The organism is Enterobacter cloacae complex sp. 2021EL-01169, from assembly GCF_020733125.1.
Lineage (GTDB): Bacteria > Pseudomonadota > Gammaproteobacteria > Enterobacterales > Enterobacteriaceae > Enterobacter > Enterobacter roggenkampii.
Window position 1 is genome coordinate 80,924 of the sequence record NZ_JAJFTC010000013.1, and the last position, 22,948, is coordinate 103,871.

The following is a 22,948-nucleotide window of genomic DNA, read 5'->3' on the forward strand; positions in this document are numbered from 1 at the left end:
AGGGATTTTTTGAACATGGAACAGTTCAAGAAGAAAAGGTTGCCTCTCCTGATCGCAGGTGCAGGCGGCAAGAAAAGCAGCAGCTCCAGCCGCACGCCGGTTGAAGCCGATGATACCGTTAACTCGCGTGCTATGGCGTCTATCCTCGACTTGCTCGGGGAAGGCGTTATTGGTGGTCTGGTTGACGGTGCAAAATCGATTTTCATCGATGATCTGCCGATCCTCAATGAAGACGGCTCGGCCAACTATAGCGGCATTACATGGGATTTTCGCGACGGTTCGCAAGACCAGACGCCTATGGCTGGCTTTGATTTTGTTGAAACGCCCAAATCCATCAACATTCAGCTGAAAAAGACACATGAGGTGACAGTCTCCATCGATAACGATGAAGCTGACCGCGTTCGCGTCATCCTCAAATTTCCCTCTCTGCGTAGCGTGGATAAGAAATCGGGTGACACCAACGGCACAACAGTCAAATACAAGTTTCAGATCGCCAATGGCGATGGAACATTTGCTGATGTAGTTGCTGAAGGCGAGAAAAGTGTTGAAGTTGCCCTGACAGCGAAGAAGACAGGTGTTTACTACCGCAGCTACGAACTCAAACTGCCGAAACCTGGCCGCGCATATAAGGTTCGTGTCATACGCCTAACCGACGACAGCAAAACTCAGTATCTCTATAACGATACGTGGGTGGACTCCATCGGTGAGATCGTCGATACGCCAATGAACTATCCGAACTCTGCGCTTGTTGGACTCAAGGTTAACTCAGAGCAGTTCGGCAGCTCTATGCCTTCTCGTTCGTATCTGGTGCGTGGTTTGAAAATCCGCGTGCCGTCAAACTACAACGAGAACACCAATACCTATGTTGGTGTTTGGGACGGTACGTTTAAGCTGCTGTCATCTTCTAACCCAGCCTGGATTCTCTTCGACGTTCTGACCAACGCCCGATATGGCCTTGGGCAGTTTGTCTCTGAGTCCATGATTGATCTTGGACAGATGTATCAGATCGGTCGCTATTGCGACGAAGAGGTCGACGATGGTTTCGGCGGCAAGGAGAAGCGTTTCGCCATCAACACCCAGATAACCAGCCGGCAGGATGCTTATCGACTGATTCAGGATATCGCTGGCGCCTTCCGCGGTATGGTCTTCTGGGCTGGTGGAATGGTCAACGTCATGCAGGACAGTCCGTCAGACCCGGTCATGATGTTTACCAACGCAAACGTCAAAGATGGCCTGTTCAGCTATAAAGGTTCAGCTCGCAAAGATCGTCCTTCCGTTGCGCTTGTCACCTACAACAATAAAGAAGACGGCTACAAGCAGAACATCGAGTACGTCGAAGACCAGGAGGCGATGCGCCGTTATGGCGAGCGCAAAACTGAAGTGGTTGCGTTCGGTTGTACCAGCCGTGGACAGGCGCATCGTGTCGGTTTGTGGTTGCTGTATACCGCTCGCATGGAGTCTGACGTTATCACCTTTACTGCAGGTCTCGATGCTTCGTTCTTGATGCCTGGTGAAACCGTGCTAATCCAGAACAAGTACCGTTCGGGCAAGCGCAACTCCGGTCGCATTATGTCCTTTAACAAGAGCAGCATTACATTAGACGCACCAGTATCGTTGAAGAAAAGCGGCAGCTACATTCGCATCTTGAACCAGGAAGGCAAGATCGTCGAACGCGACATTCTGGAGACGGGGGAGAATATCACTAAAGTGACGTTCTCGAAGTCTCTGGCATCCGGCGAAATGCCAGTAATGAATGGCATCTGGACTATCACCGAACCAGACCTGGAGCCAATGCGAGTACGCGTTATCAACGTTGCACAGGGTGATGCGCAAGGGTCTTTCGATGTGACGGTCGTCCAGAATAACCCTTCGAAGTACGAAGCGATAGACAATGGGGCGACGCTGATTCCGGAGAACAACACCGTTCTCGATCCAACATACTCGAAGCCGACAAACCTGCAGGTGACGGAAGGAACGTATATTTCCAGCCCAGGCAACCTTTCCATCAAGCTTATTGCGACCTGGGAAGGTAAGTCTGCTGAGTATTGGATCAGTTGGCGTCGCTCGGACGAGAACAACGTTTCTAACTGGCAGTCCGCGCGTGTCACTGAAGAGCAGTACGAAATCATCAATATTGCCGAGAACGGCCAATATGATATCCAGCTTTATGCTGTGTCATTCAGCGGCAAAAAGACTGAGATCATCAGTACAGTCTATAAAGTTCAGGGAACGATGACACCGCCAGGCGCACCGACTGCGTTGACGGCCGTGGGTGACTATCGCAACGTGATTCTGAATTGGGTTAACCCTGATTCAATCGATCTCGACCACATCAACGTGTATGCGTCACAGACCAACGACCTGGACACCGCAAAACTGATTGCCGAGGCCGCCAGTACTACTTTCACCCATGCAGGTCTGGGAGATAGCGAAACGTGGTTCTATTGGGTTCGCGCGGCAAATAAGAGAGGCATGTTGAGTCCGCCGAACTCCAATTTGGGTACCGAGGCGATGACAAAGGATGTTCTCTCATTCCTGACAGGGAAAATCACATCTTCTGAGTTGGGACAGGAGTTGCTTGAGGAAATCGACTCTAAGGTTTCTCAGGAGGCTGTTGATTCTATCTATCAGCAGATGGAGGAAAGCCTCAAAGATCTCGATGACAAGTTGACGGCGGCAGATCAGAGACTAGAAGAAGCGCAAAACGGGCTTAAAACGGAAGTGTCCGGCACTTTGGATAAGGTCAATGACGCTCTGCAACAGGTTGAAGATTCCAATGCGGCTTTAGTTGAGTTACAGGAAACTGTATCCGAGCAGGGCAAAGCCGTAGCTGGCGCGGTCGAAGCAGCTCATGCAGCACTCGATAATGCTTCTGCATTGATTGCCGAAGAACGTGAGGCCCGAGTAGAAGGCGATATGGCGAACGCCAAACAGATTGAGGCGATGAAGTCTTCTGTTGACGATAGCGTTGCTGCTGTTGAAGAGATGAAGAAAACTGTGGCCGAAGTCGAGCGAGCCAGCGCGGAAGTAACCACCAATATTGAGGCATTGGCCAAAACCAATATCGATCTCGCTCTGCGTCAGGATGAAGACCAGCACAAGCAGATGGTCAATAACGCGAAGATCGCAACCACTCAGAAGACGTTTGCCGACGATATGTCTGCAATGGCCTCGAAAGTGGAAGAGATCCGCGCAGAAATTGGTGAAGATATTCGCGCTTCTATCACTGAAGAAACGACGGCTCGTGTTGAGGCTGATAAGGCTATTGCGACCCAAATAACCAAGCTTGAAGCTCAGATTAACGACGATATCGCTGCGGCAATTGTGACCGAACAAGAGGCTCGTGCAACGGCGGATGAGTCGTTGTCGAAGCAGATCACAACATTGCAAGCGAAGGTTGAGGGAGATATCAGCGCGGCGCTGGCCGAAGAGCAGATTGCAAGAGCGACCGCCGACGAATCGTTGGCACAACAAATCACAACACTAAAGGCCCAAACAGGTGCCGACATTAAGGCGGCTGTTGCGGAAGAAACGAAAGCCAGAACCGATGCCGACTCTGCGCTGGCAGGGCAAATCACCAATTTGCAGGCTCAGACAGGAAAAGATATCAGTGCCGCTATTACTTCTGAAGCAACCGCACGCGCGGAAGCCGATAAAGCACTAGGTGGTCGTATTGATACGATTAAGGCTGAAGTAGATGGCAACTCGGCCACTATCCAGCAGCAGGCCCAGGCAATTGCCGATACCAACAAAAAGGTTTCGACAGCGTGGACGCTTAAAATGGAGACCTCCACGAGCGGTGGCCAGAAATATGTTGCCGGTATCGCGCTGGGCATTGATAGCACAGGTCTTTCTCAGTTCCTTGTTCAAGCAGACCGCTTTGGTCTTGTGAACTCGGTTAACGGGAAAATCACCACACCGTTTGTGGTCGAAAACAGCGTTGCTTACATGAACGGCGCTTTTATCAAGGATGGAACAATCACCAACGCCAAAGTTGGCGACCTACAGTCCACCAACTTTATCTCTGGCCGTTCAGGATGGCGCTTTGGGAAAAATGGCGTGCTGGAGATCAACGGCAATAGTGGCGGTAACGGTCGTCTGGTCATCAACGGCCAGCGTATCGATGTCTATGACGACAACAACGTTCTCCGGGTGAGGATTGGGCTTCTTTGACAGTAGAAATATTTCTTCATATCGGTAAAAATAAGTAGGTACTTACTTAATAACGGGCAAGGATGCCCGTCTTATCAAGGAGCGAATATGTGGTACAGGGAAGGTACTATCACATTTACACAGGGGAGTGACACACTCACCGGCACCGGTACGTTCTGGAACGTAACCGCGAATGGTGTGCTGCCGGGCATGATTGTCATTGGCCCTGATAACAAACTGCACGAAATTAAGCGCGTACTCAATGACACCAGCCTGCTGCTGGTGGAGCCGTATTCAGGCGAAACCCAGACGGAAGTTCCGTGCCGCATCATTACAACCTATGAGGGCGATTTAACGCAGTTCAGCGCACGTTTTACCGCGCTAATGACCCGTATGTCAGCCGACTCGAAGACGATGCGCAGCTGGTTGACAGCTGTTGATGAGGTCACGCTTGAGCGTGAAGACGGTACGGAAGTGACCGTGAAGTCGCTGACGCAGATCGTCAATGAGCACAATGCCAATCAGCAATGGTACAAAGACAATACCGACGCTATCGATGCCGCTGGTGAAAAGGCCAAAGCAGCGGCTGCCAGTGCTGCGGCCGCTGCGGAAAGCGCCAATACAGCGACGACCAAAGCCACCGAAGCAAGCCAGAGTGCTACCGCCGCAGCTGCATCAGAAAGCGCTGCCGGTGTAAGTGCATCCGCTGCCAAAACGTCTGAAACCAATGCTGAAAGCCTCAAGGTCGATGCTGCTGCGTCTGCCGCGACAGCGTCTGCCAAAGCGACTGAAGCTGGTGAATCAGCCACGAGTGCCGCGGCATCCAAAGATGCGGCTAAAGCATCTGAAGCTCAGGCTGCGACCAGTGCATCCGAAGCCTCTGCTTCAGCGTCTGCTGCGTCTGACTCTGCTGCTGCTGCAAAAACCTCTGAAACCAATGCCTCTGCCTCAGAGCAGGCCGCCGCTGGTAGTGCAGCTGATGCGCTGGCCTCGAAAAATGCGGCTAAGGAGTCAGAAACTCATGCTGCTTCGAGCGCCGGGGAGTCGGTGGCCAGTGCTGCTGCGGCCAAAGTTTCAGAAACCAACGCCGACGCATCGCAGAAGGCTGCTGCTGAGAGTGAATCTGCCGCAGGTCTGAGTGCCGAGGCTGCGGCTAATAGTGCTTCGGCATCTGGCGAATACGCTGATGCTGCGTTAGCCAGCAAAGAAGCCGCTGCATTGAGCGCAGGTGAAGCTAAGAAGTCAGAGACGAGTGCAGCTGCGTCGGCAACAACAGCGGCAGATTCTCTGGCTGGGATAGAAGTCAAAGCGAATGAGGCGGCTGAGTCCGCTGTGCTCGCATCGAAGAAGGCAACCGAGGCGTCAACCTCCGCGGGTGAAGCAAAAATATCCCAAACAAAAGCGAAAGAGTCTGAGGATAAGGCGTATGAGTATGCTCAGAATGCCCAATCAAGTGTAGCGAGCGTGAAGTGGAAAGGGACTTCCGCAGAGATGGACCTAACTACCGATTCGCCTAAATGGGTGAAGATTTCGCGCGCACGTATGCCGCAGTCGACCAGCACCGTTTATATCGAGATCATTGGCGGTGCGGGATATGAAGTCAACAGCCCTTATCAGGCGGCAATGGCCGACATAGTGCTTCGAACAGCTAGTGGCGATCCGCGTGGCCTGAATGTAGTTACCTATCGCACAATGGATTCTGCCGTGCAGAACGTAGCCACTGTGAACACCGATGAGGACAACTACGATATCTATCTGAATGCCGGTGCGGGTGCTCAGAAGCTGATTGTTAACCTTCAGTTCTCTGGCGCAGCGGTAGAGACCCTGGAAGTTTTTGAGGTTCTGGATACGCTACCGGAAAACGCCGTTGTGGGAGTTGTTTATCATCGTGTGCTTTCCGATGCAGATGGCTCTATTACCGGATCGCTCATGGGTAACGCAAGTTCAGCGACTGTACTGCAGACCGCTCGCAGCATCGGTGGCGTATTGTTCGATGGCAGCAAAGATATCGTGCTTCCGGGGGTGAATGCTCAGGGCAACCAGAGTACTTCCGGTAACGCTGCAACGGCGAGCAAGCTCCAGATCGCTCGTAGTATCGGAGGTGTGTCTTTCGATGGCTCCGCAGATATCAATCTACCAGGCGTAAATACATCGGGTAATCAGAATACTTCCGGTAATGCAGCCACAGCTACGAAGCTGCAGGCGGCCCGAAAAATTGGTGGGGTTTCTTTTGATGGGTCAGCCGATATCAACTTACCTGGCGTAAACACAGCAGGCAATCAGAGCACTACGGGCAATGCTGGTACGGCGACAAAACTGCAAACAGCGCGAAAAATTGGCGGAGTTTCTTTTGATGGGTCAACTGATATCAATTTGCCGGGCGTAAATACTGCGGGTAATCAGAGTACAACAGGCAATGCAGCAACAGCGACTAAGCTACAGACCCCAAGAACGATTAATAACGTGTCTTTTGACGGGTCAGCAAATATCTCCATTCCCACACTTGTGTCATGCGGGAGAGTCGCAGCGCTGGAAGCTAACTCCCAGGGGGCAATGTCCGGCATACAAATGTATGAAGCCTACAGCAACAATTACCCAACGACTTATGGCAACGTCATTCATCTTAAAGGTGCGGCGTCTTCAGGTGAAGGTGAACTATTGATTGGCTGGAGCGGAACGAGCGGTACTCATGCGCCAGTTTACGTTCGTTCTCGCCGTGATGCTAGTGATGCAAATTGGTCGGCGTGGGCACAGCTCTACACCACACTCAACAAGCCGAGCGCCGCAGATGTGGGGGCTTTGCCTTTGTCCGGTGGCACGCTTTCAGGTGGTCTGACTGCAGCAGGGGATATCATTTCCAGATCGGCCAACGCCTACCGCGCGGCATATGGCAACTATGGTTTCTTTATCAGAAATGATGGGGGGAACACCTATTTCCTTTTGACCGCATCTGGAGATCCGCTTGGAAGTTGGAATGCTTTACGACCGATTACTATTGCAAACGCAAGCGGTGCAGTTTCAATGGGGAATGGCTTGAGCGTTGGGGGAGGGGTGGATGTCACGAGCGGAAATATCCGAATCCCGACGTCGAGCACATCGTGGATCGACATGAGGACTAACGCAGCGCTTTCAAACAGTTCTGCTGTAGCAACGTCCTCAGCATCAGCAATTGTTCGTCAAGAGCACGCCGATCGTTACTTTATGGTCGGTGGGTTGGGGAACTCGCAGTTCGGGTTCTACATGATTAACAAGTCGCGTACTGCTAACGGAACGGATGCACAGGCTTTTCTGCAGAGCGATGGCGTGTGGTATTGCGGGGGCAATGGTAGTTTTAACGACGTTTATATTCGCTCTGACCGACGCAGCAAACGCCAGATCCGCAAGATTGAGCGGGCGCTTGATAAAGTGGAGCAGATTGAAGGCGTTCTTTATGAAATTCAGGTCTATGACCGTTACGAACAGTCTGGTGGGCTTATCGCGCAGGACGTTCAGAAGGTCCAGCCTGAGCTGGTAACTGTCGACCACAATGATCAGTCCGGCCAAGCGCGTTTACGTCTGAACTATAACGGTGTGATCGGCATGTTGGTCGAGGCTGTGAAGGAGTTACGTGAAGAAGTGCGCGAACTCCGTGGAGAAATGTCTGTTTTAAAGGGAGGTAATTGATGGCTATTGGCTCCGGATGGGTCGGGTCGTCAGCCGTCGCAACAACTGGTCAGCGGTGGATGTCCGCCGCTGGCTCGGCTGTTAAGGTCGGCACACCGTTCTGGATGAGTGGCTTGGTTGGTAAATCTACTGCCGACTTTACCATCACAACTGGACGCAGTACTTATGATGCCCGCGTGCAGGTAACAAACATGCAGTGGGTCGTTGTGTCCACTAACTACACCGGTTTTGCAACCGCTACAGGCAGTATCCAGAATGTACTCAGTAACGTTCTAACCGTGCGCCCTACTGGTTCTCTAAGCGGTAGCTTGTTTGGTTGTGAAATCCGACATTTTTATCAACCAAGCGGTTATCAAAATCTCTATTTGGGATTGGTTAATGGGCCTGCACAAAACTTTAATCTATCTCTTAATGGTACTGTGCTGTCGTTTGTCAATTATATGTACCTGAATGGGGTGCGGACTTATTACGCATTAACTGCACAAAACTGGTTTTTCAATCAGGTAGGAGCGACGTTTACCGTCTCCAGAGTCTGATTTTAAGAGGTACGTTAGTGCCTCTTTTCACGGAGGGAAAATAATGAGTTATGGAGCAAAAATCTGGTCGCCTAGCCGTCAGGAAATGGTTGACGCATTAGCGCCAATTTATTATCTGGATTATTTTCTACCGACAGGTAGTGGCAGCAGAAGTTATGCAATTGAGCCAGGTATGTCAATTGATTACTACATAATGGAAACAATCAATGGATATATTGGAAGTGTTTCGGTATCGGGCAACTCGATTAACTGGTCTGATGCTCGCGGTACAATTTATATATTGGTGTTTCAGAAATAATGTACGGAAGCAAAATTGTTCGTTCTGATGGGAAGGTCTGGATGTCTCCAAGTCTTACCCCGATGGTGTTCCAAAGTAAGCATGTGGTGTCGTTGCGAGGCGGAAGTGAGTTCAATACTGGCCTGTCTCCAGATCGGTCGCCTATTGTTTTCGTTGCTTATTCAAAGGCTGTTTCGCTGCTCGCAAGCCGATTAGTTCGCAATAACCAGGTTATTTACAGCTTCGGCGGGGTAGGCAGCGACTCCAGTGTAACGGTGTATGTGTTCGCAACTGGCATTTCAAAAAAAGAGAAGTGGGGGATGAGTTTCTTTAATTCATCGGGAGTGGAGATCTATAACACGGCAAATATTCCATTGTCATTTACGTTTCTTGATAATAAGAGCTGGAACAGCGGAGATAAACACAACTTTGATTATCCAGTAGCTATTGTGCCTACATATGCTAACGCATTCGCCATACCGATGCCGGGTGGTGCGAAGACCCTAGTATACGGTTACACATGTTATGGGAACACCGTGAGTTCGATTCTCGTTAATGAAATTAACGGTGGGGCTACATTAGCTATCAATAACCGAGTTCCAGTTTTGAACAGAAACCTCTACGGATAACGGAGAATAGAATGAAAAAGATGATATTAATTTTAGGTATGGCTTTAACTTTGACTGCGTGCCAGAAACTACCAGAGCCGGTTTGCTATGGGCGAGCAATGGTAGGCGGCGTTGACACTGGTGTGCCAATCTATGCGATTAAGAAAGAAGGGCATTACACATTATACCGTGCAGGTAGTGTCTTTAACTGGCGTTGGGTCGGCTCTGGTGCTTTCACCTCACTAAGCTCATGCCCAAAAATTTAAAACTCATTTTGTAGGTAAGTGCTTACCTACAAAATACAGTTATATTGTGATATAAAACTGCCATCCCGATTTGACTTTTCATGGAGGAAATCATGTCGAACGAGATGGCAGGCGTAACGCCTGAGCAGGTTGAACGCATTGCCGCAATCGTTGCGCGTGAAGTCGTTGGCAAATTAGGTAAGGAGTTGCGTGAAGAAATTGGCCAGGAGGTCAATGACCAGCTCAAAACCTACTTTGGCGATATGACGCCTGCACAACACAGCATTCAGCACTCCAACCTGGACAAACTTCTTAACCGGCTCGACACCATCTCCAGCGGGTTCTTTGGCGGCATTATCTCAAAGATTACGTCGTTCCTGATTACCGCGCTGCTGCTGGGGTTAGCCGCCTACGGCGTCAAGAATGGACTGCAATAAAGGAGATCAAGGATGAAAACTCCAAGAGGTATTCGTAACAACAACCCAGGCAATCTCGATAAGGGGTCGCCGTGGCAGGGGCTTATTAGCAACCCTTCCGAACCACGTTTCTGCACGTTCAAAGATCCTGTATGGGGGATTCGAGCGCTGGCGGTAACGCTCATCACTTACCACGACAAGCGCCGGGCGAAGGACGGCTCAAGCATCGATACCATTCGCGAGGTCATCGAGCGCTGGGCGCCGCCAAACGAAAACAACACCAGTGCCTACGTGAACGAGGTATCTAAAGCCGTTGGTGTCACCCCGGACATGATCATCGATCTACACGACTACGACACTCTGCGTCCGCTGGTAGAGGCGATCATTCGGCACGAGAACGGCCGTGGCCCACTGAAAACGCCAAACACCTGGTATGCGGCAGAAGTTATTGAGGAAGGTCTGCGTCGCGCTGGCGTCGTTAAGCCGATCAAGACGGTTAAAGCGGTTCCTGTGACCAAAGAAACGGCTGGCGCAACTGTCACGGCAGGTATTGGGCTGGCGCAGCTGGCCGACGTAATGCCCCAAGTGTCTGTGGCGATGGATAAGGCACAAGGTCATATCACCAGCGGTGATACGGTTCGTATCATTTTTGGCGTAGCCACCATCATTGTGGCCGGCTTTATTGCCTGGTCTCAGGTACGCAAACACCAGAAAGGGATGGTTTAAAATGTTCGGCAGCCTGGTTTCGAAGTTGAAAATTGCTCTGATTACCCTAGCTGCCGTTCTTTTCGTGCTTGTCGGTGCTTATGCGATGGGTGGTCGTGCGGCTCGGCAAGCGATCGAAGAGAAGGCAAGGCAGGAAGACAGGAAAAGGCTTCAAAGTACAGTGGACGTCAAAAATGAGACATTTAATGAAGTGCGGCGGAAAGGCGCTTCTGCTGTTCATCGTGAGCTGCATGGTAAGTGGGTGCGTGATTAAGACACAGACTTCCGGCGTGCTCTTCTGCGATGCAGCCAACCCTATCTATGTGAGTAATGAGGATTTAATGACCGAAGAGACAGAGCGACAGATCTTGACTCACAATATGGTGGGCGAGCGTTTGTGCCAATGGAGCGGCAAAAAAGCAGACGGAAGCGCGTAAGCGCCCGTGGTTAGCGGGGTTTTGGGGAGTGGTCAGGTTGCAATTAGTTTGTGACTGATGTAGATTTAATCAACGAGTGTCAAGGCATTCATACATTATTTCAAAGAAGCGCTGCATTCTCGTAGCCTCTAAACCCCGATGGGGTCGCCGCACGACATCAACGTCTTAACGGCTAAGGTGGAAACATGCTCAACTATCATGACAAAACACGTACTATGCAAACGATCCGCACGAACACTGCGGTAGTCGATAGCTTCCCTATGCGTTTTCATAACAGTGAAGACTCAGTGGAAGTGCGCCGCATGTTATGTCGCGAAACAGCTGACCGCCAGCACTTCATTGTCACATTCAAAAGCGATGTTACTCGCGCAGAGAACATCTCCAACAGCACCTCAACTGTAACTCCTTTGGCAGAGGTCGTTGTGCGCAATAACAAATTGCGCTTTGTTCTCAAGCCGCAAGAACAGTACCCCGAAATTGTTGATGTTAAAGAATCCATTGTTCCAAAAATTGAGAAAGCCGTTGTACAATTCATGAAGAATAAGTTCAACGACCTCAAGGAAAGCGTTTTACCAGAACGCAAAAAAGAACAATGGCACCTTCTTTAATTGATGAACGCTACCACAAGCAGTTGAACAAAATGCCGCTCTCTATGGGCGGCTATACTATTTTAGAGACCTTTCATTTCGCGACACCAGAAGGCGATGTTGTTCGTCTGGTGGAGATGCGTGCCGATAAAGGCGAGTTCGACAACTTTCTCGTTGTGTATCTTTTGCCCTCCTATAACTCAGATTATCAATTTGACGAAATCACGCGGGTTATGGATGACGAGGGGATGAGTGCGTTTGAGGCTGCCGAACACATCATCAAAATTGAGATCGTGGATGCGACTCTTAGCCCAGAAGAGCTGAAGGTTGTGGGTCGGTTTGCCTATAACGATTTTTCGTTTATTGGCGTCGATGGGAATGAATACCTCGGTAAGCAAATCAAAGGCGCTTATCTCGAACCGCCTTTTGACTCAGCCCGCATAGGCTCTACAGCATATCGCTTCATACTGGACAAATACCGCCACCTCGTTTGCGACAATTTGCAAACCATTCTGGGTGCGTCCATGTGGTCAGGTACTATGCGGAGATATGGCGAGGTTATGATCTACGATACCGTGAAAAAATGTTGTCTTGACCAGCTCGGCGACAAGGCAAAGGGTTCTACCACCGGCTTCCTGCCGTGGGATATTGGCAGTTTGCCTTTAAGTCGCGTAACAGACGAGTGGGGAGACCGCGAGCTGCGACTTGATAAAGGCTCTTGTACGCACATCGTCAACATCATCTCTCTCCCATAAACCCGCTACGGCGGGTTTTTTGATCCCACGCTCCACATTCCTCAAGTACCTATCATTTAACCTTTACACCGCAGCCGTAGGCATTTAGGCTATATCACATATAAGAAAACAAGTTGTTTCATACGACAATAATTCACGCAAAGGGAACTCACCAATGACCAAGATCATTGTGGTTGGCGGCACAAAAGGCGGCCCAGGCAAATCTACCGTTGCCCAGCAAATTGCGGTATGCCTCAAAGTTAAAAAGAAAAAGAAGGTTCACGTCACCGATATCGATATCCAGCGTACCACGACGAGCTGGTGTGAAGACCGTCGCCAGAATGATGATCTTGAGCTGATTCCCTTCGCATATGTTCAGGATGATATCGTCAAACATCTTAAATCGCTTCAGGGGCGCACCGATTATGTAGTGGTAGATGCTGGTGGCTTTGACTCCGAAATTCAGCGTCTGGCGATGCTTATGGCTGACGTGATAATCATCCCGCTGCGTCCTAAACGTCGTGATTTGAAATCTCTGCGTGATATCGACCCGATCATCGACAACGTTCGCAATGTGAACGAGACAGTGAAGATCCGCGCGGTAGTGAACCAGTGTCCGTCACTGCCTTCCCAGGCATCACGTATTCTGGCGGCGAAAGAAATTGTCGAGACATTTGGCATCGAGGCTGCGCCGGTTAATCTGTACAACCGTAACGTTTATGACGATGCGGAAGAGGCCGGTCGTTCTATCTTTGAAATGACCGGCGCGGAACGCGATAAGAAGGCAGAAGCCGAGTTCGAAGAGTTTGTAGATTACATCATGAGTCTGGAGGAAGAATAATGTCCATGAGAATGGGAGACCTTGCAAAGCGCAAAGAGCCGGAAGAGCAGCCAAAAAGCAGCACCCCAATGCGCCAGCCAGTCAGACCGCAGGGGCGTCCGACTCGTGGGAAAGAGAAGATTAAGAGCCGCACAATGTCGCTGGAAGACGAGTATTTCGATCTGCTGGAGATGATGAAATTCATCCCTCGTTTCGAGAAATTCACCCGTTCTGACGTGATTCGTGCAGCCATTTTCCATCTGGCAGAGAAGTCGCCGCAGGAAATCGAAGACATCGTGAAACTGAACGAGGCGATCACAGCTGCCGACGTCACGATGCGCACCGATGAAATCAAACGTGAGTTGATGAAGAAAGGTTAAATAAGAGGCGTCGAAAGACGCCTTTAACTCAAAAGGACTTTGTTTGTGCTGTACAAATACGTAGGGCATGAAGACCCAAACGAATTAATCAAAATTCTTAAATTCTTCATCGAAGATGGAACCATCCGAGCCACCCGGCCACACGACTTCAATGACCCTGCCGAGTTCAAAGCCAAATTTAGTTTTGACGCCACGATCCCGGAGAAGCGTGTCCGATATTATGAGATGTGGCCTGGCAAAAGCGACGAGGACGGTGAGAACTGGTTAAGAGGGCGAACCAAAAACGCCGAAGAGTTTGACGCCTATATGCTGCGCGGAAATCTGCTTTTGAATACCGGTGTGATATGCCTCACCAGAACTGACACCAATTACCTGATGTGGTCGCATTACGCCAGCTCCCACTCTGGATTTTGCATAGGGTTTGATGACGCTATTGTGGAAGCGCTGGATGACCAACACACAGCGTTAAACGGTGATGTGGAGTACGTGAAATCGCCGCCTGAAGTGAACTTCTATACCGCTGATGTGTACGACATTGTCAGAGCCATCTTTCTGCACAAGGGTGAGAGCTGGAAGTACGAAGAAGAGTTCCGGATTATCTCTGAGCTGCCAGGGATTAAGAAGTTCGACACCTCGCTCATCAAAGAGATTTCTATCGGATGCAAACCCTATCCAGAGCTGGAAAGTTTTGCCCGTGAACTGCTGGACAGCAATCTGGCCGTGTACAAAATGCTTTGCCCTACCGACTCGTACCAACTGAAGCGTGTGGAGCTGGACAAGAACCTTACTTTTCAAGGTTACTAGTTCTGGCAGCTTCAATTAAGAACCTGCTTCCGTATATATAAATACTAAGTTACTTATTATTATTTATACGGAAGCAGGTCTTTTTCTATGCCAACTTCCCAGACACATTCCCTTCCGTTTCCACTTCCAAAAAACATCTCCAGTCGCTATGATTCGCCCATTATGATAAGTAAGTGACTACCTATCGGCGGAGCACATGAGCCAGATCTTCTTTAACACTATTAACAACGACCAGTACGACTTCATGACCGAGTGGGACACCACAGTCATGGACAAGTGGGTGGCCGAGAATATTGGGCTGTCACGCTGCAAGGATGAGGCTGAGTTGTTCGAGACAAAGTGGTTTGATTACCGCGACATGCACCCGCTTATGGCCACATGCCTTTTCACTGAGGCATACAAGCGCCAGTACTCATACATCATGCTGTCGCATGGCCGCGAACACTATGAGACGGCCCCATTCACAACCGGTTTGAAACGTGTGCCGTATCAGGAGCTGTCGACGGCGAACAAAACGTCTCTCTGGAAAGCACGCCAGTTTGCCGACCAGTACTGCTGCTCTTATGACTACTTCATTTCTACCGTTCTGTCCGCAGCTGCACGCCGTCTGTGGGACAAATTGCCTCGCCCCCAGCATCTCTGGCAGCCCGAGCTGATCGAGATATTCGAAGAGAAGTTAGCCAAACGCGCTGTAACCCGTCTGGATGACTCTCTGGTGAGTTTTAAGCATCTGGGAGATATGCAGCACGACCCGATTCAAGAACGCTATTTTGAGTGGGTTCTGGAGCGTCTGCGTGGCATTACCCGAGACAAGCGCGTCCGCATCATCTTCTCCGCTGTCTGGTTGATGGAAATCGTGCCTGAGCGTGTGATTTACGCGCACTTCCCGGAAGAACTGGAAGAAGCACGGCGATTCTGTTGATCCCCTATCTGGCTTTTTTAGTATTAGAAAACAAATTGTTTAAGCACCAAAGGAAAGCACATGACCGAACTTTGCCACACAGGACGAGGGTTGTCTGAAGAGTTCGACGACGACTTCCAGAATCGACTCGCAGCCTACTTCTGTCGCGACCATGAGTTTCTGACTCGCGCCGGTGATCTGGTTGCGCCAAACCAGTTCTCCAATGCGGCCAACGCCATTCTGGTGAACATGGTGTCGGGCTACTACAGAATGTATAAGAGCGCACCATCATCGTCGGCCATACTCGACATGCTCAAACGCGCCAAACGCGATAAGACGATCCGCGAAGAGCTGTTCCCCGACGTCGTTGAGGCGTTTAAGCGGATTCTCGCTGAGAAGCTGTCAGACACGGCGTACATGGTCGACCAGGTCGCCACGTTCGCCAAAAGCGTAGCATTCGACGACGCGCTGATTAAAGCGGCTGAGATGAAAGAGAAGGGCGATTTCCAGGGCGCGATGGCAATCATGGCTAAAGTCCAGCAAATCGGCTCTAACGAAGCGACCGGCATTTACGATTACTTCTCTGAATCAGCAGAGCGTTACAAGGCGCGTGAGTATGAAGCGTCCGACGATTACGTGCCAAACAGCATCACAACGGGTCTACCGCTGCTCGACAAGCTGCTTTACCAGAAAGGCTGGGCAAAGCGTGAAATGGTGCTGTTCATGGGCTTCGCGAAGTCTGGTAAATCGACGGCGATGGGTGAGTTCTCCATCAACGCCACGCTTGCCGGTTACAACGTCCTGTATCTGTCGCTGGAAGTTCACACCTCCATTCTGTCAGATCGCTTTGACGCCCGTCTGTCTGAGACCGAAATGTCCAAGCTGGTGGAGCGCCGCGACGACGTCCATCGCAAACTGGCAGAGCTGGGCGCGACGAAAGGCGTGGGGAGCTTGTGGATTGTTGAACGACCGTCCGGAAGCATGTCGCCTGCAGATCTGGATCGTATGTTGGGCAGCATGAAAGCCAATGGCATGATCCCCGACATGGTCGTGGTCGACTACGCTGACCTGATGCGTGCCAGCTACGACCTCCGCGACGACCGCGCCAACATTCGCAGCATCTACACTGACCTGCGTGCGCTGTACGACAAACACAACGTTGCCGGCATCACTGCATCGCAGACTAACAGGGAAGGTGGTGCTTCTGAGGTGGCAACAATGATGCACGCAGCGGACAACATCGAGAAGGTGCGTATCGCTGACCTCGTTATCACGATCAACAAAACGGAAGAGGAAGAGGCGAAAGGCGAAGCGCGTCTGTACTTCGCTGGTTCACGTAACCAGAAAGGCGGCGTAAGCATCCGCGTTAAGCAGAACCTCGAACAAATGCGATTCATCGAACGCATTATGGACGTCCTCTAAAAAAAGAAGGCGTGGAGAAACGCTCTCCACGCCGGTCTCCATAAGAGAACAAATTTTCTCTTTTGCCAAAGCCACAAAAGAAAAAACACATGAGCCTTTATGGTATTCAAATACCGAGGATTATCAAGATATTACCTGCAAAAAGTAGGGTTAAGAACGTGAGCGACTTGAAAGAATTACTGACCGAGCTGGATTTTGAACAATGGCTCGATATGGAAGGAATCATCTACCGTCGTGGTGGCGTCAGTACTCGTGGACGTGAGGTGAATATCAAGGAGTGTCCGGTATGCGGCAGCTCAAACTGGAAGGTTTATTTCAACCTGACCAATGGCGTCGGCAAATGCTTTGCTGGTGATCATCCCGAAGAGATTCAGTTCAACAAGCTGGTCTTCCTCAAGCACTACAGCGGCAAATCCCGTCGCGATTTTGAAGAGTACGTCCAGAACGCGCTGATCTCACAAGGATGGGCGCCGAAGACGGAAGAGGTCGTGCTGGCCAGCAAGGTTGAACTCGAAGGGCCAGTAGCTCTCCCGCGCCATTACGAACTCCCCATTGACGGTCGTCTTCCTGATTATCTGGTGGAGCGCCATATCTCCCCGGAGCTGGCCAAATACTTTGATCTGCGTTACTGCGTCGAAGGCAAGCACGCATACGTCGATCCGTACACAGACCAGGTCAAAGGGCAGGTGTTTGATATGCGCATCCTGATACCGGTTTACGATCTGGATGGCGTGATGAAGACCTTCCAGGGGCGTGACATTACCGGTGCAGCAGAACGCCGTTATCTCTTCCCCATGCAGCTGCCGGCGTCGGGTAAGTTTCTCTACAACGGCCACAATGCAGTCGGAAAACAAACGGTCGTTGTGTGTGAAGGGGCATTTGACGTAATGGGCGTGAAGCGAGCCATCTTCGACGAAGAGACGCTGCGGGATTATGTAGAGCCAATTGGCACGTTCGGGATGCACTTGTCCGGAAATATGAATGAGGACGCTGAAGATCAGTTAGGCGCGTTCCTGACGCTCAAGGCGCGTGGATTACGCAACGTCATCATGATGTGGGACAGCGAAAAGCAAGCGATCCGCAACACCATGTCAGCGGCCAAACGTCTCACCAGCATCGGACTGAATGTCAAAGTGGCCTGTCTGGGCGAAGAAGGTCTCGACCCCGGCGACGCGACGCCAGAGCAGATACTAAAAGCCTATTATCGTGCCAAGCCGTACTCCAGACAGTTGGAGCTACAAAGCAAGGTACTCGGCATTAAAGCTCTTGTATAAATTGCACGCCTTTAATGATAAGTAGATACATACTTATTTTTCTGTAAGAATATGCTCGACGAAGGAATTGAGGAACCTTTATGAAAGCAGATATTCAGAAGTCCGTTACCGAAATTATCGACAAATCAGGCGTAGAAATTGATACAGAAGAGCGCCAGAAGATTATCGATGAGGCGATCCAAACTGCGCTGGAGCACATCGCCACGTCTGTGAGCACAGCACCTCTTGGGGAAGGCTCGAAATACATGCGGGTATGGGTTCGTTTTGGAGAGTCCCCGGAGCTGCCTGGTGTTAAACAGAAACGCGCGGCACTCGTGGCGTTCACTCGCAAAATGAAGGACGCAACGGTCGAAGTACGTGCCGGTGCATGGTACGACGGTCGCGTTGTCTACACCAATCAGGCGGTGTGTGATGAAGGTGAACGATTTGAGGAAATTGTCGACGCAACTCTTCGCGCGATCAAAGGCAGGGCTGGTGTAGAGGATGATCCGTCTATCGCGGCGTTCCTGAGCATTGTCGAACTGCCTGAAGTTACCGAACGCGTTACCGATCTGACAACACCACCTGGTTTGCTGGAATTGGTGGTCAGTGGCGATACCAAAAAAGCCGTTGAGCGCATTCGTGAGGTGGAATACGGCATCATCTGCGATATGTGCCGCAGCGACTTAGACCTGGTGCGCATCATTGTTGACGCGGGTCAGGCATGTGACGGTGTGCTCGCCAGTTTTGCAGGGCAGGTGGCACGCCTGGCCAACGAGCTGCCGATGATTAAACAGGAGGCAAAATCATACGCCGTCCACCATGCCAACGATTTACTGGAGCCATACCGGTTCGAAGCCGCTCAGGACAAAATGACTGGCTGGGCGACCTGGTAAGCCTCGAAAAACCATTTAGCCCCCTGGTGGGGCTTTTTTAAACTGCGCTTAATAAGTAAGTACACGACTACGGTTAGAAGCATGTCCACAAGAACAGATTTGTCGAAAATCCCGTCTATCTCCGGAAACAACGGTTATTCGCTGCGCTGTCCGGAAGTGAAGATCAACGGCCATGAGGCCCATTGCAGCTATACAGTCTGCCAGCACACCATCCTCGCCTACAAAGAGAAGCGCCTCCCGGCGACATCGTTCCAGTCCTGCGCTGCGGCCATTGCTGCTGGCAAATGCCAGGCGCTGAAGATGATGGTCGAAGAGATCCGCAAAGGCGAACAGCTCTACTTCATCGATATGGCTGCGCTTATCAAAGAAGTGGAAGAGCAAAACGACCACGCCAGAACGCTAACCCGGAAGCGCAACACCATGACGATTAACAGTCTGGTTAAACGCACGAAGAAAACAGAACCAGCCAAACCCGAAACCACGTCCACCGATTCACTGGCGCCCGTCACTGACGTGTACGCGGCACTCATTGAAGAAGCAACCAAAGAAAACACATGAAAACTCCCGAGCGACCGATGGAGGTTAAACACTAATGGAAAAACTGATCGCCCTAAAGCACAAGCTGGATGCCATAAAAACGATGGGAACCAACGCCAAGAAAGAGGCGCTGGCCAACCTTGATGAATTTGAGCAGAGCATGGTCTCGCTAATGCTCAACCCATTCATTCGATTCGGTGTGAAGAAGTACAAAGTGGCCGAGCCACTCGATACTTCCGTACCCAGCGATCAGAAGGTAGTCGAGCTGCTGGAGAAGCTGGCGGCGCGCGAACTGACCGGGAACGCGGCCATTACTGCTGTCGAATCACTCGTTGCCTCAATGTGCGCTGACGGGCAGGACGTGTTTCGTCGCTTCCTGCTGAAAGATCCGAAAGCCGGCGTCGGCATTAGCCTGTGCAACAAGGTGTTCGAAAACCCAATTCCGAAGTTTGAGGTACAGCTGGCGTCTCCGTACAAGGAGAAAGGCGACAAATACCCATTTAAACAAAACCCAAAGGCCAAGTGGCCAATGATCGGCAGCCTCAAACTCGATGGTCTCCGGGTTATCTGCGAAGTTATCGTTGACGAGGAAGAGGTGAACTTCTTGACGCGTACCGGCAATCCGATTACGTCACTCGATCACCTTAAACCAGCCATGCTTGAGCGAGGCAGACTCTCCGGTTTCAAGCACATCTTTTTCGATGGTGAGGGTACTGCAGGTACGTTCAACCAGTCCGTGTCGGCGCTTCGCAAGAAGAACGTGACAGCCATTGGTGCCGTTTACCATATCTTCGATTTCTTCTTACCGGAGTGGCGTGCTCAGGCAAAAAGCAAAGAGTACCTGAAGACCGGCATGAAGCTGAAAGAGCGCCTGGCTATGCTGGTGGCGTTATTCCGCAACACTTGCGGGGAAGATTACGCGCAAGATATCCACCTGCATCCGTTCTACATCATCCATAGCCATGAAGACTTTATCGAACGCTTCATGAAGCGCCTGGATGAGAATGAAGAGGGGGAGATGGGCAAAGATCCGGATTCTGTTTACGAGTTCAAGCGTACCCGCAGCTGGTGGAAGCTGAAAGACGAGGATTCCGAAGACGGTGAAATCATCGACTTCGAGCCAGGCGACCCGGACTCTGGCTTTGCGCATACGCTAGGCAAGATAGTGATTCGTCTGGAGAACGGCGTCATCGTGCGTGCCAGCGGTATCAAACATAAGTACCTGGATGAGATCTGGAACAATCAGGAGAAATATCGTGGACGCATCGTCGAGGTTCACTGCCATGAGAAAACGCCAGACGGTAGCTTACGCCACCCACGTCTGAAGTGGCCGAAATGTCTGCGAGATACCGAAGACCGTATTGGAGATAAAGACTGATGCTCGGCTGGATGATTGTATTTTTGGTCGTCGGCATTGTTATCGGCAGTCTGGTTATGTCCAGCTGCATCAACGATTACGTAAAAGCCGGTGTCATGCAGAGGCGCGGCCGCATTTACCGCATTGTAGATATCACGTACACACTGAAGGAGATTAAGGATGATCATGTTAAGTAAACGGGAGAAAGAAACTCTGCGTGAAATCAGCCAGTGGAAACAGTTCTACGCCAACTGGAAGCCAAAGACCCGCGCCAAACTGGAACGTATGAATCTTGTCGCTAACGTTTCGCCAAAAGGATGTGTGGAGAACTATCAACTCACTGAAAAAGGACACTCACTGTTACAGCAATTGACTGAGGCGGGGGCGTTCTGATGATTCCATACATCCTGTTATCTTTTGCTGGGGGCGTGGCCCTCGGCTTCAGTATCTGTCGCGATCTGGTCAGGCAGGAACTGAAAACCAAAACGCTTCGCATCGGTAAGCGTCTGTATCGGGTTGTTCACGAGACGGGAGTGCAGAAATGAGCAATTTGACCTCATTCGACTGGTGGCTGGCAACCTACCTTGTGGCGGCCGGCTTCGGATATGCCTTTTACATTGGTCAGTTAATCGTAAAGCTACTGCTGATCAGATTTGCCAGCCATAAACGCATAGACGACGGTCTGTGGCGCCTGGGTTCTCTGCTGGAGACTCACTACGGCGAACTCAAGGAGAACGAAACTATCACTATTCAAGCGAAGCGTTTTACGGCCATCATCACGAGAACGCCGGAACAGAAGGTGAGTTTGATCAAAAAGATAGCAACTGAACGAGTCACAGAAAAATAAGTATTTACTTACTTATCTAATATGTATAAGATTCACTTGTTTTCGTTGAGACGCGACTGTTTGAACGTTAAATATAACTGCAAACGAAGATACGTACCTGGCAGTAGCCTAAGAAGCCAAACACCAGCGAGGTCAGTTTCCAGCCTCGTCACCGAAATGGGACACACTGAGCGAGTGTGATTGCAGAACGCAGGATAGGGCATGTTGCACCACCCATGCCCTATTCGATGAAGTAACAGGATGGGCGGTTGGTTTTCCTCATTCCATTCCATCATCCCGGTTTCAGCCAACTGACCGTCCATCCTGTTACGTCATTTCCATTACTTATGTCGTTTAATCTTGGGTTAAAAGCGGCGACGTAACCCGGCTGGCTTGGTTAGCCAGCGCACAACGTTGAGGTCACTGTTTTTCTTTTAATCATACAGGTGATTCCACAGAGCTGTAGTGACTGATCAATATGTTGGGTCGAACATAAATCGGTTCAGTGGCCTCAACGTTGTGAAAGCAGGATTCTTTAACCCTCTGGTGAAATCATTGTTGCCTATGTAGCCCCTGGTTTCACAACATGGATGATTCCATACATCCAATAAGATCGAAGAATCTGGCGGCCATCAACCGCCGAGAAGGATTCCAGATCTTCGCTCTATGTGAGCAAGCCACAAGCCTCGTCTGGCACTAACGTAAAGTGCAAGTTGCGGGAAAGTTCTTGGTTGCCTGGTTGTCCATGAACAAGTACCGCCGCGAATAATGATGGTGTAGCTCAGTGGTAGAGCGGTTGACTGTTAATCAACTGGTCGGTGGTTCGAGTCCACCCACCATCGCCAACACAGCGCTGAACGGTTTGGAGTTCGCCACCACCGTCCGAACGGAAAGACTCCGCAAATGTCGCCAGACCGTTCAACGCTGTGATAGACACGGCAGACGTTCTTAACCATAGTGCTTCTTAGCATCGTAGTTACACTTTTTTCAGCGCAAAATCCAAAGGGGCTTCGGCCCCTTTTTTGTTGATGGTTCTCGTCGCTTCCCACTGCTGTAATGCTATTTGTTGCCGGAATGAGAGGGTTAATGCTAATGTACGCGTACATTAGCATTAACCAAGTTTCGATAACCGCGCAGCAACAGTCTTCCAAAGACTGAAACAATGAGTCTTGAATGTCTCATAAAAATGCAATTGATAAGTAATGACTTACCTATTATTTGTCGGTATAGTTCTTTCGGTGACTCACTTGAAAGGACTCAATATGGGGGTCGTCTCAGAAAACGGAATCTATGGTCACTCCCGTTTTTGCAACACCGATTTTGACGACAAGTTGGCTTGCTTGAATCTATCCGGCGTCTGAATGGGATTTTATTCCCGCGCCTTGATGAGTT

Annotated in this window: 24 protein-coding genes and 1 tRNA gene; all 25 read left to right on the plus strand. The window is 50.5% G+C overall.

Annotation, left to right across the window (positions count from 1 at the left end; translation table 11 throughout):
• Nucleotides 1-15 precede the first annotated feature (15 nt).
• The 25 genes from LLF79_RS22190 to LLF79_RS22310 all read left to right on the plus strand — a co-directional run bounded on the left by LLF79_RS22190 (nucleotide 16) and on the right by LLF79_RS22310 (nucleotide 22,401).
• The gene (locus tag LLF79_RS22190; RefSeq protein ID WP_022649952.1) at nucleotides 16-4,173 is read left to right on the plus strand and encodes a phage tail protein; all 4,158 of its coding nucleotides are present in this window, start codon (nucleotides 16-18) and stop codon (nucleotides 4,171-4,173) included.
• Nucleotides 4,174-4,260: 87 nt separating this feature from the next.
• A complete protein-coding gene (locus LLF79_RS22195; protein WP_022649953.1) occupies nucleotides 4,261-7,815 on the plus strand; it encodes a tail fiber domain-containing protein in 3,555 nt (1,184 codons plus the stop codon).
• The gene (locus tag LLF79_RS22200; RefSeq protein WP_022649954.1) at nucleotides 7,815-8,351 is read left to right on the plus strand and encodes a hypothetical protein; all 537 of its coding nucleotides are present in this window, start codon (nucleotides 7,815-7,817) and stop codon (nucleotides 8,349-8,351) included. The genes LLF79_RS22195 and LLF79_RS22200 overlap by 1 nt, the downstream gene beginning before the upstream one ends.
• Nucleotides 8,352-8,394: 43 nt before the next feature.
• A complete protein-coding gene (locus LLF79_RS22205) occupies nucleotides 8,395-8,649 on the plus strand; it encodes a hypothetical protein (protein ID WP_022649955.1) in 255 nt (84 codons plus the stop codon).
• On the plus strand, nucleotides 8,649-9,257 hold the full coding sequence (locus LLF79_RS22210) for a hypothetical protein (protein WP_022649956.1): 609 nt from the start codon (nucleotides 8,649-8,651) through the stop codon (nucleotides 9,255-9,257). The genes LLF79_RS22205 and LLF79_RS22210 overlap by 1 nt, the downstream gene beginning before the upstream one ends.
• Nucleotides 9,258-9,268: 11 nt before the next feature.
• Nucleotides 9,269-9,502, plus strand: a complete 234-nt coding sequence (locus tag LLF79_RS22215) for a lipoprotein (RefSeq protein ID WP_016051632.1) — start codon at nucleotides 9,269-9,271, stop codon at nucleotides 9,500-9,502.
• 92 nt (nucleotides 9,503-9,594) lie between these two features.
• Entirely contained in the window at nucleotides 9,595-9,918 is a 324-nt protein-coding gene (locus tag LLF79_RS22220) for a hypothetical protein (RefSeq protein ID WP_016051633.1), read from the plus strand.
• Between the two features lie 12 nt (nucleotides 9,919-9,930).
• On the plus strand, nucleotides 9,931-10,623 hold the full coding sequence (locus LLF79_RS22225) for an endolysin (protein WP_016051634.1): 693 nt from the start codon (nucleotides 9,931-9,933) through the stop codon (nucleotides 10,621-10,623).
• Nucleotide 10,624: 1 nt separating this feature from the next.
• The gene (locus tag LLF79_RS22230; RefSeq protein ID WP_016051635.1) at nucleotides 10,625-10,876 is read left to right on the plus strand and encodes a hypothetical protein; all 252 of its coding nucleotides are present in this window, start codon (nucleotides 10,625-10,627) and stop codon (nucleotides 10,874-10,876) included.
• A 348-nt stretch (nucleotides 10,877-11,224) separates the two neighbouring features.
• A complete protein-coding gene (locus LLF79_RS22235) occupies nucleotides 11,225-11,647 on the plus strand; it encodes a hypothetical protein (RefSeq protein ID WP_016051638.1) in 423 nt (140 codons plus the stop codon).
• Nucleotides 11,632-12,381: a hypothetical protein gene (locus tag LLF79_RS22240; RefSeq protein ID WP_022649959.1), complete on the plus strand. Its 750-nt coding sequence runs from the start codon at nucleotides 11,632-11,634 to the stop codon at nucleotides 12,379-12,381. The genes LLF79_RS22235 and LLF79_RS22240 overlap by 16 nt, the downstream gene beginning before the upstream one ends.
• A gap of 154 nt (nucleotides 12,382-12,535) precedes the next feature.
• The gene (locus LLF79_RS22245) at nucleotides 12,536-13,201 is read left to right on the plus strand and encodes a division plane positioning ATPase MipZ (RefSeq protein WP_022649960.1); all 666 of its coding nucleotides are present in this window, start codon (nucleotides 12,536-12,538) and stop codon (nucleotides 13,199-13,201) included.
• A 5-nt stretch (nucleotides 13,202-13,206) separates the two neighbouring features.
• Nucleotides 13,207-13,560 (plus strand): hypothetical protein, encoded by a 354-nt coding sequence (locus LLF79_RS22250; protein ID WP_161496783.1) that lies wholly within the window; start codon nucleotides 13,207-13,209, stop codon nucleotides 13,558-13,560.
• 45 nt (nucleotides 13,561-13,605) lie between these two features.
• Nucleotides 13,606-14,364 carry a DUF2971 domain-containing protein gene (locus tag LLF79_RS22255; RefSeq protein ID WP_022649962.1) on the plus strand — a complete coding sequence of 253 codons (759 nt, stop codon included), beginning with the start codon at nucleotides 13,606-13,608 and terminating at the stop codon, nucleotides 14,362-14,364.
• Between the two features lie 196 nt (nucleotides 14,365-14,560).
• A complete protein-coding gene (locus LLF79_RS22260; RefSeq protein WP_022649963.1) occupies nucleotides 14,561-15,286 on the plus strand; it encodes a hypothetical protein in 726 nt (241 codons plus the stop codon).
• 60 nt (nucleotides 15,287-15,346) lie between these two features.
• Nucleotides 15,347-16,687: a DnaB-like helicase C-terminal domain-containing protein gene (locus tag LLF79_RS22265; protein WP_006812582.1), complete on the plus strand. Its 1,341-nt coding sequence runs from the start codon at nucleotides 15,347-15,349 to the stop codon at nucleotides 16,685-16,687.
• A 158-nt stretch (nucleotides 16,688-16,845) separates the two neighbouring features.
• Nucleotides 16,846-17,961: a hypothetical protein gene (locus LLF79_RS22270; protein ID WP_022649964.1), complete on the plus strand. Its 1,116-nt coding sequence runs from the start codon at nucleotides 16,846-16,848 to the stop codon at nucleotides 17,959-17,961.
• An 80-nt stretch (nucleotides 17,962-18,041) separates the two neighbouring features.
• A complete protein-coding gene (locus LLF79_RS22275) occupies nucleotides 18,042-18,836 on the plus strand; it encodes a hypothetical protein (protein ID WP_022649965.1) in 795 nt (264 codons plus the stop codon).
• An 81-nt stretch (nucleotides 18,837-18,917) separates the two neighbouring features.
• Nucleotides 18,918-19,394, plus strand: coding sequence for a hypothetical protein (locus tag LLF79_RS22280; protein ID WP_022649966.1), 477 nt, complete (start codon nucleotides 18,918-18,920; stop codon nucleotides 19,392-19,394).
• A 34-nt stretch (nucleotides 19,395-19,428) separates the two neighbouring features.
• The gene (locus LLF79_RS22285) at nucleotides 19,429-20,751 is read left to right on the plus strand and encodes a hypothetical protein (RefSeq protein ID WP_022649967.1); all 1,323 of its coding nucleotides are present in this window, start codon (nucleotides 19,429-19,431) and stop codon (nucleotides 20,749-20,751) included.
• Between the two features lie 11 nt (nucleotides 20,752-20,762).
• Complete coding sequence (locus LLF79_RS22290; RefSeq protein WP_172687143.1) at nucleotides 20,763-20,927, plus strand: hypothetical protein; 165 nt, start codon at nucleotides 20,763-20,765, stop codon at nucleotides 20,925-20,927.
• Nucleotides 20,911-21,123 carry a hypothetical protein gene (locus LLF79_RS22295; RefSeq protein ID WP_022649968.1) on the plus strand — a complete coding sequence of 71 codons (213 nt, stop codon included), beginning with the start codon at nucleotides 20,911-20,913 and terminating at the stop codon, nucleotides 21,121-21,123. The genes LLF79_RS22290 and LLF79_RS22295 overlap by 17 nt, the downstream gene beginning before the upstream one ends.
• Nucleotides 21,123-21,275, plus strand: a complete 153-nt coding sequence (locus LLF79_RS22300) for a hypothetical protein (protein ID WP_000613550.1) — start codon at nucleotides 21,123-21,125, stop codon at nucleotides 21,273-21,275. Before LLF79_RS22295 ends, LLF79_RS22300 begins: the two co-directional genes overlap by 1 nt.
• On the plus strand, nucleotides 21,272-21,577 hold the full coding sequence (locus LLF79_RS22305; protein ID WP_004110169.1) for a hypothetical protein: 306 nt from the start codon (nucleotides 21,272-21,274) through the stop codon (nucleotides 21,575-21,577). Before LLF79_RS22300 ends, LLF79_RS22305 begins: the two co-directional genes overlap by 4 nt.
• Nucleotides 21,578-22,326: 749 nt before the next feature.
• Nucleotides 22,327-22,401: transfer RNA gene (locus LLF79_RS22310), tRNA-Asn, on the plus strand.
• Nucleotides 22,402-22,948 lie beyond the last annotated feature (547 nt).

Bases quoted from the DNA above. Each gene is read 5' to 3' on its own strand.
- LLF79_RS22190 (WP_022649952.1), top strand. From the start codon at position 16: ATGGAACAGTTCAAGAAGAAAAGGTTGCCTCTCCTGATCGCAGGTGCA.
- LLF79_RS22195 (WP_022649953.1), top strand. From the start codon at position 4,261: ATGTGGTACAGGGAAGGTACTATCACATTTACACAGGGGAGTGACACA.
- LLF79_RS22200 (WP_022649954.1), top strand. From the start codon at position 7,815: ATGGCTATTGGCTCCGGATGGGTCGGGTCGTCAGCCGTCGCAACAACT.
- LLF79_RS22205 (WP_022649955.1), top strand. From the start codon at position 8,395: ATGAGTTATGGAGCAAAAATCTGGTCGCCTAGCCGTCAGGAAATGGTT.
- LLF79_RS22210 (WP_022649956.1), top strand. From the start codon at position 8,649: ATGTACGGAAGCAAAATTGTTCGTTCTGATGGGAAGGTCTGGATGTCT.
- LLF79_RS22215 (WP_016051632.1), top strand. From the start codon at position 9,269: ATGAAAAAGATGATATTAATTTTAGGTATGGCTTTAACTTTGACTGCG.
- LLF79_RS22220 (WP_016051633.1), top strand. From the start codon at position 9,595: ATGTCGAACGAGATGGCAGGCGTAACGCCTGAGCAGGTTGAACGCATT.
- LLF79_RS22225 (WP_016051634.1), top strand. From the start codon at position 9,931: ATGAAAACTCCAAGAGGTATTCGTAACAACAACCCAGGCAATCTCGAT.
- LLF79_RS22230 (WP_016051635.1), top strand. From the start codon at position 10,625: ATGTTCGGCAGCCTGGTTTCGAAGTTGAAAATTGCTCTGATTACCCTA.
- LLF79_RS22235 (WP_016051638.1), top strand. From the start codon at position 11,225: ATGCTCAACTATCATGACAAAACACGTACTATGCAAACGATCCGCACG.
- LLF79_RS22240 (WP_022649959.1), top strand. From the start codon at position 11,632: ATGGCACCTTCTTTAATTGATGAACGCTACCACAAGCAGTTGAACAAA.
- LLF79_RS22245 (WP_022649960.1), top strand. From the start codon at position 12,536: ATGACCAAGATCATTGTGGTTGGCGGCACAAAAGGCGGCCCAGGCAAA.
- LLF79_RS22250 (WP_161496783.1), top strand. From the start codon at position 13,207: ATGAGAATGGGAGACCTTGCAAAGCGCAAAGAGCCGGAAGAGCAGCCA.
- LLF79_RS22260 (WP_022649963.1), top strand. From the start codon at position 14,561: ATGAGCCAGATCTTCTTTAACACTATTAACAACGACCAGTACGACTTC.
- LLF79_RS22265 (WP_006812582.1), top strand. From the start codon at position 15,347: ATGACCGAACTTTGCCACACAGGACGAGGGTTGTCTGAAGAGTTCGAC.
- LLF79_RS22275 (WP_022649965.1), top strand. From the start codon at position 18,042: ATGAAAGCAGATATTCAGAAGTCCGTTACCGAAATTATCGACAAATCA.
- LLF79_RS22280 (WP_022649966.1), top strand. From the start codon at position 18,918: ATGTCCACAAGAACAGATTTGTCGAAAATCCCGTCTATCTCCGGAAAC.
- LLF79_RS22285 (WP_022649967.1), top strand. From the start codon at position 19,429: ATGGAAAAACTGATCGCCCTAAAGCACAAGCTGGATGCCATAAAAACG.
- LLF79_RS22290 (WP_172687143.1), top strand. From the start codon at position 20,763: ATGATTGTATTTTTGGTCGTCGGCATTGTTATCGGCAGTCTGGTTATG.
- LLF79_RS22295 (WP_022649968.1), top strand. From the start codon at position 20,911: ATGATCATGTTAAGTAAACGGGAGAAAGAAACTCTGCGTGAAATCAGC.
- LLF79_RS22300 (WP_000613550.1), top strand. From the start codon at position 21,123: ATGATTCCATACATCCTGTTATCTTTTGCTGGGGGCGTGGCCCTCGGC.
- LLF79_RS22305 (WP_004110169.1), top strand. From the start codon at position 21,272: ATGAGCAATTTGACCTCATTCGACTGGTGGCTGGCAACCTACCTTGTG.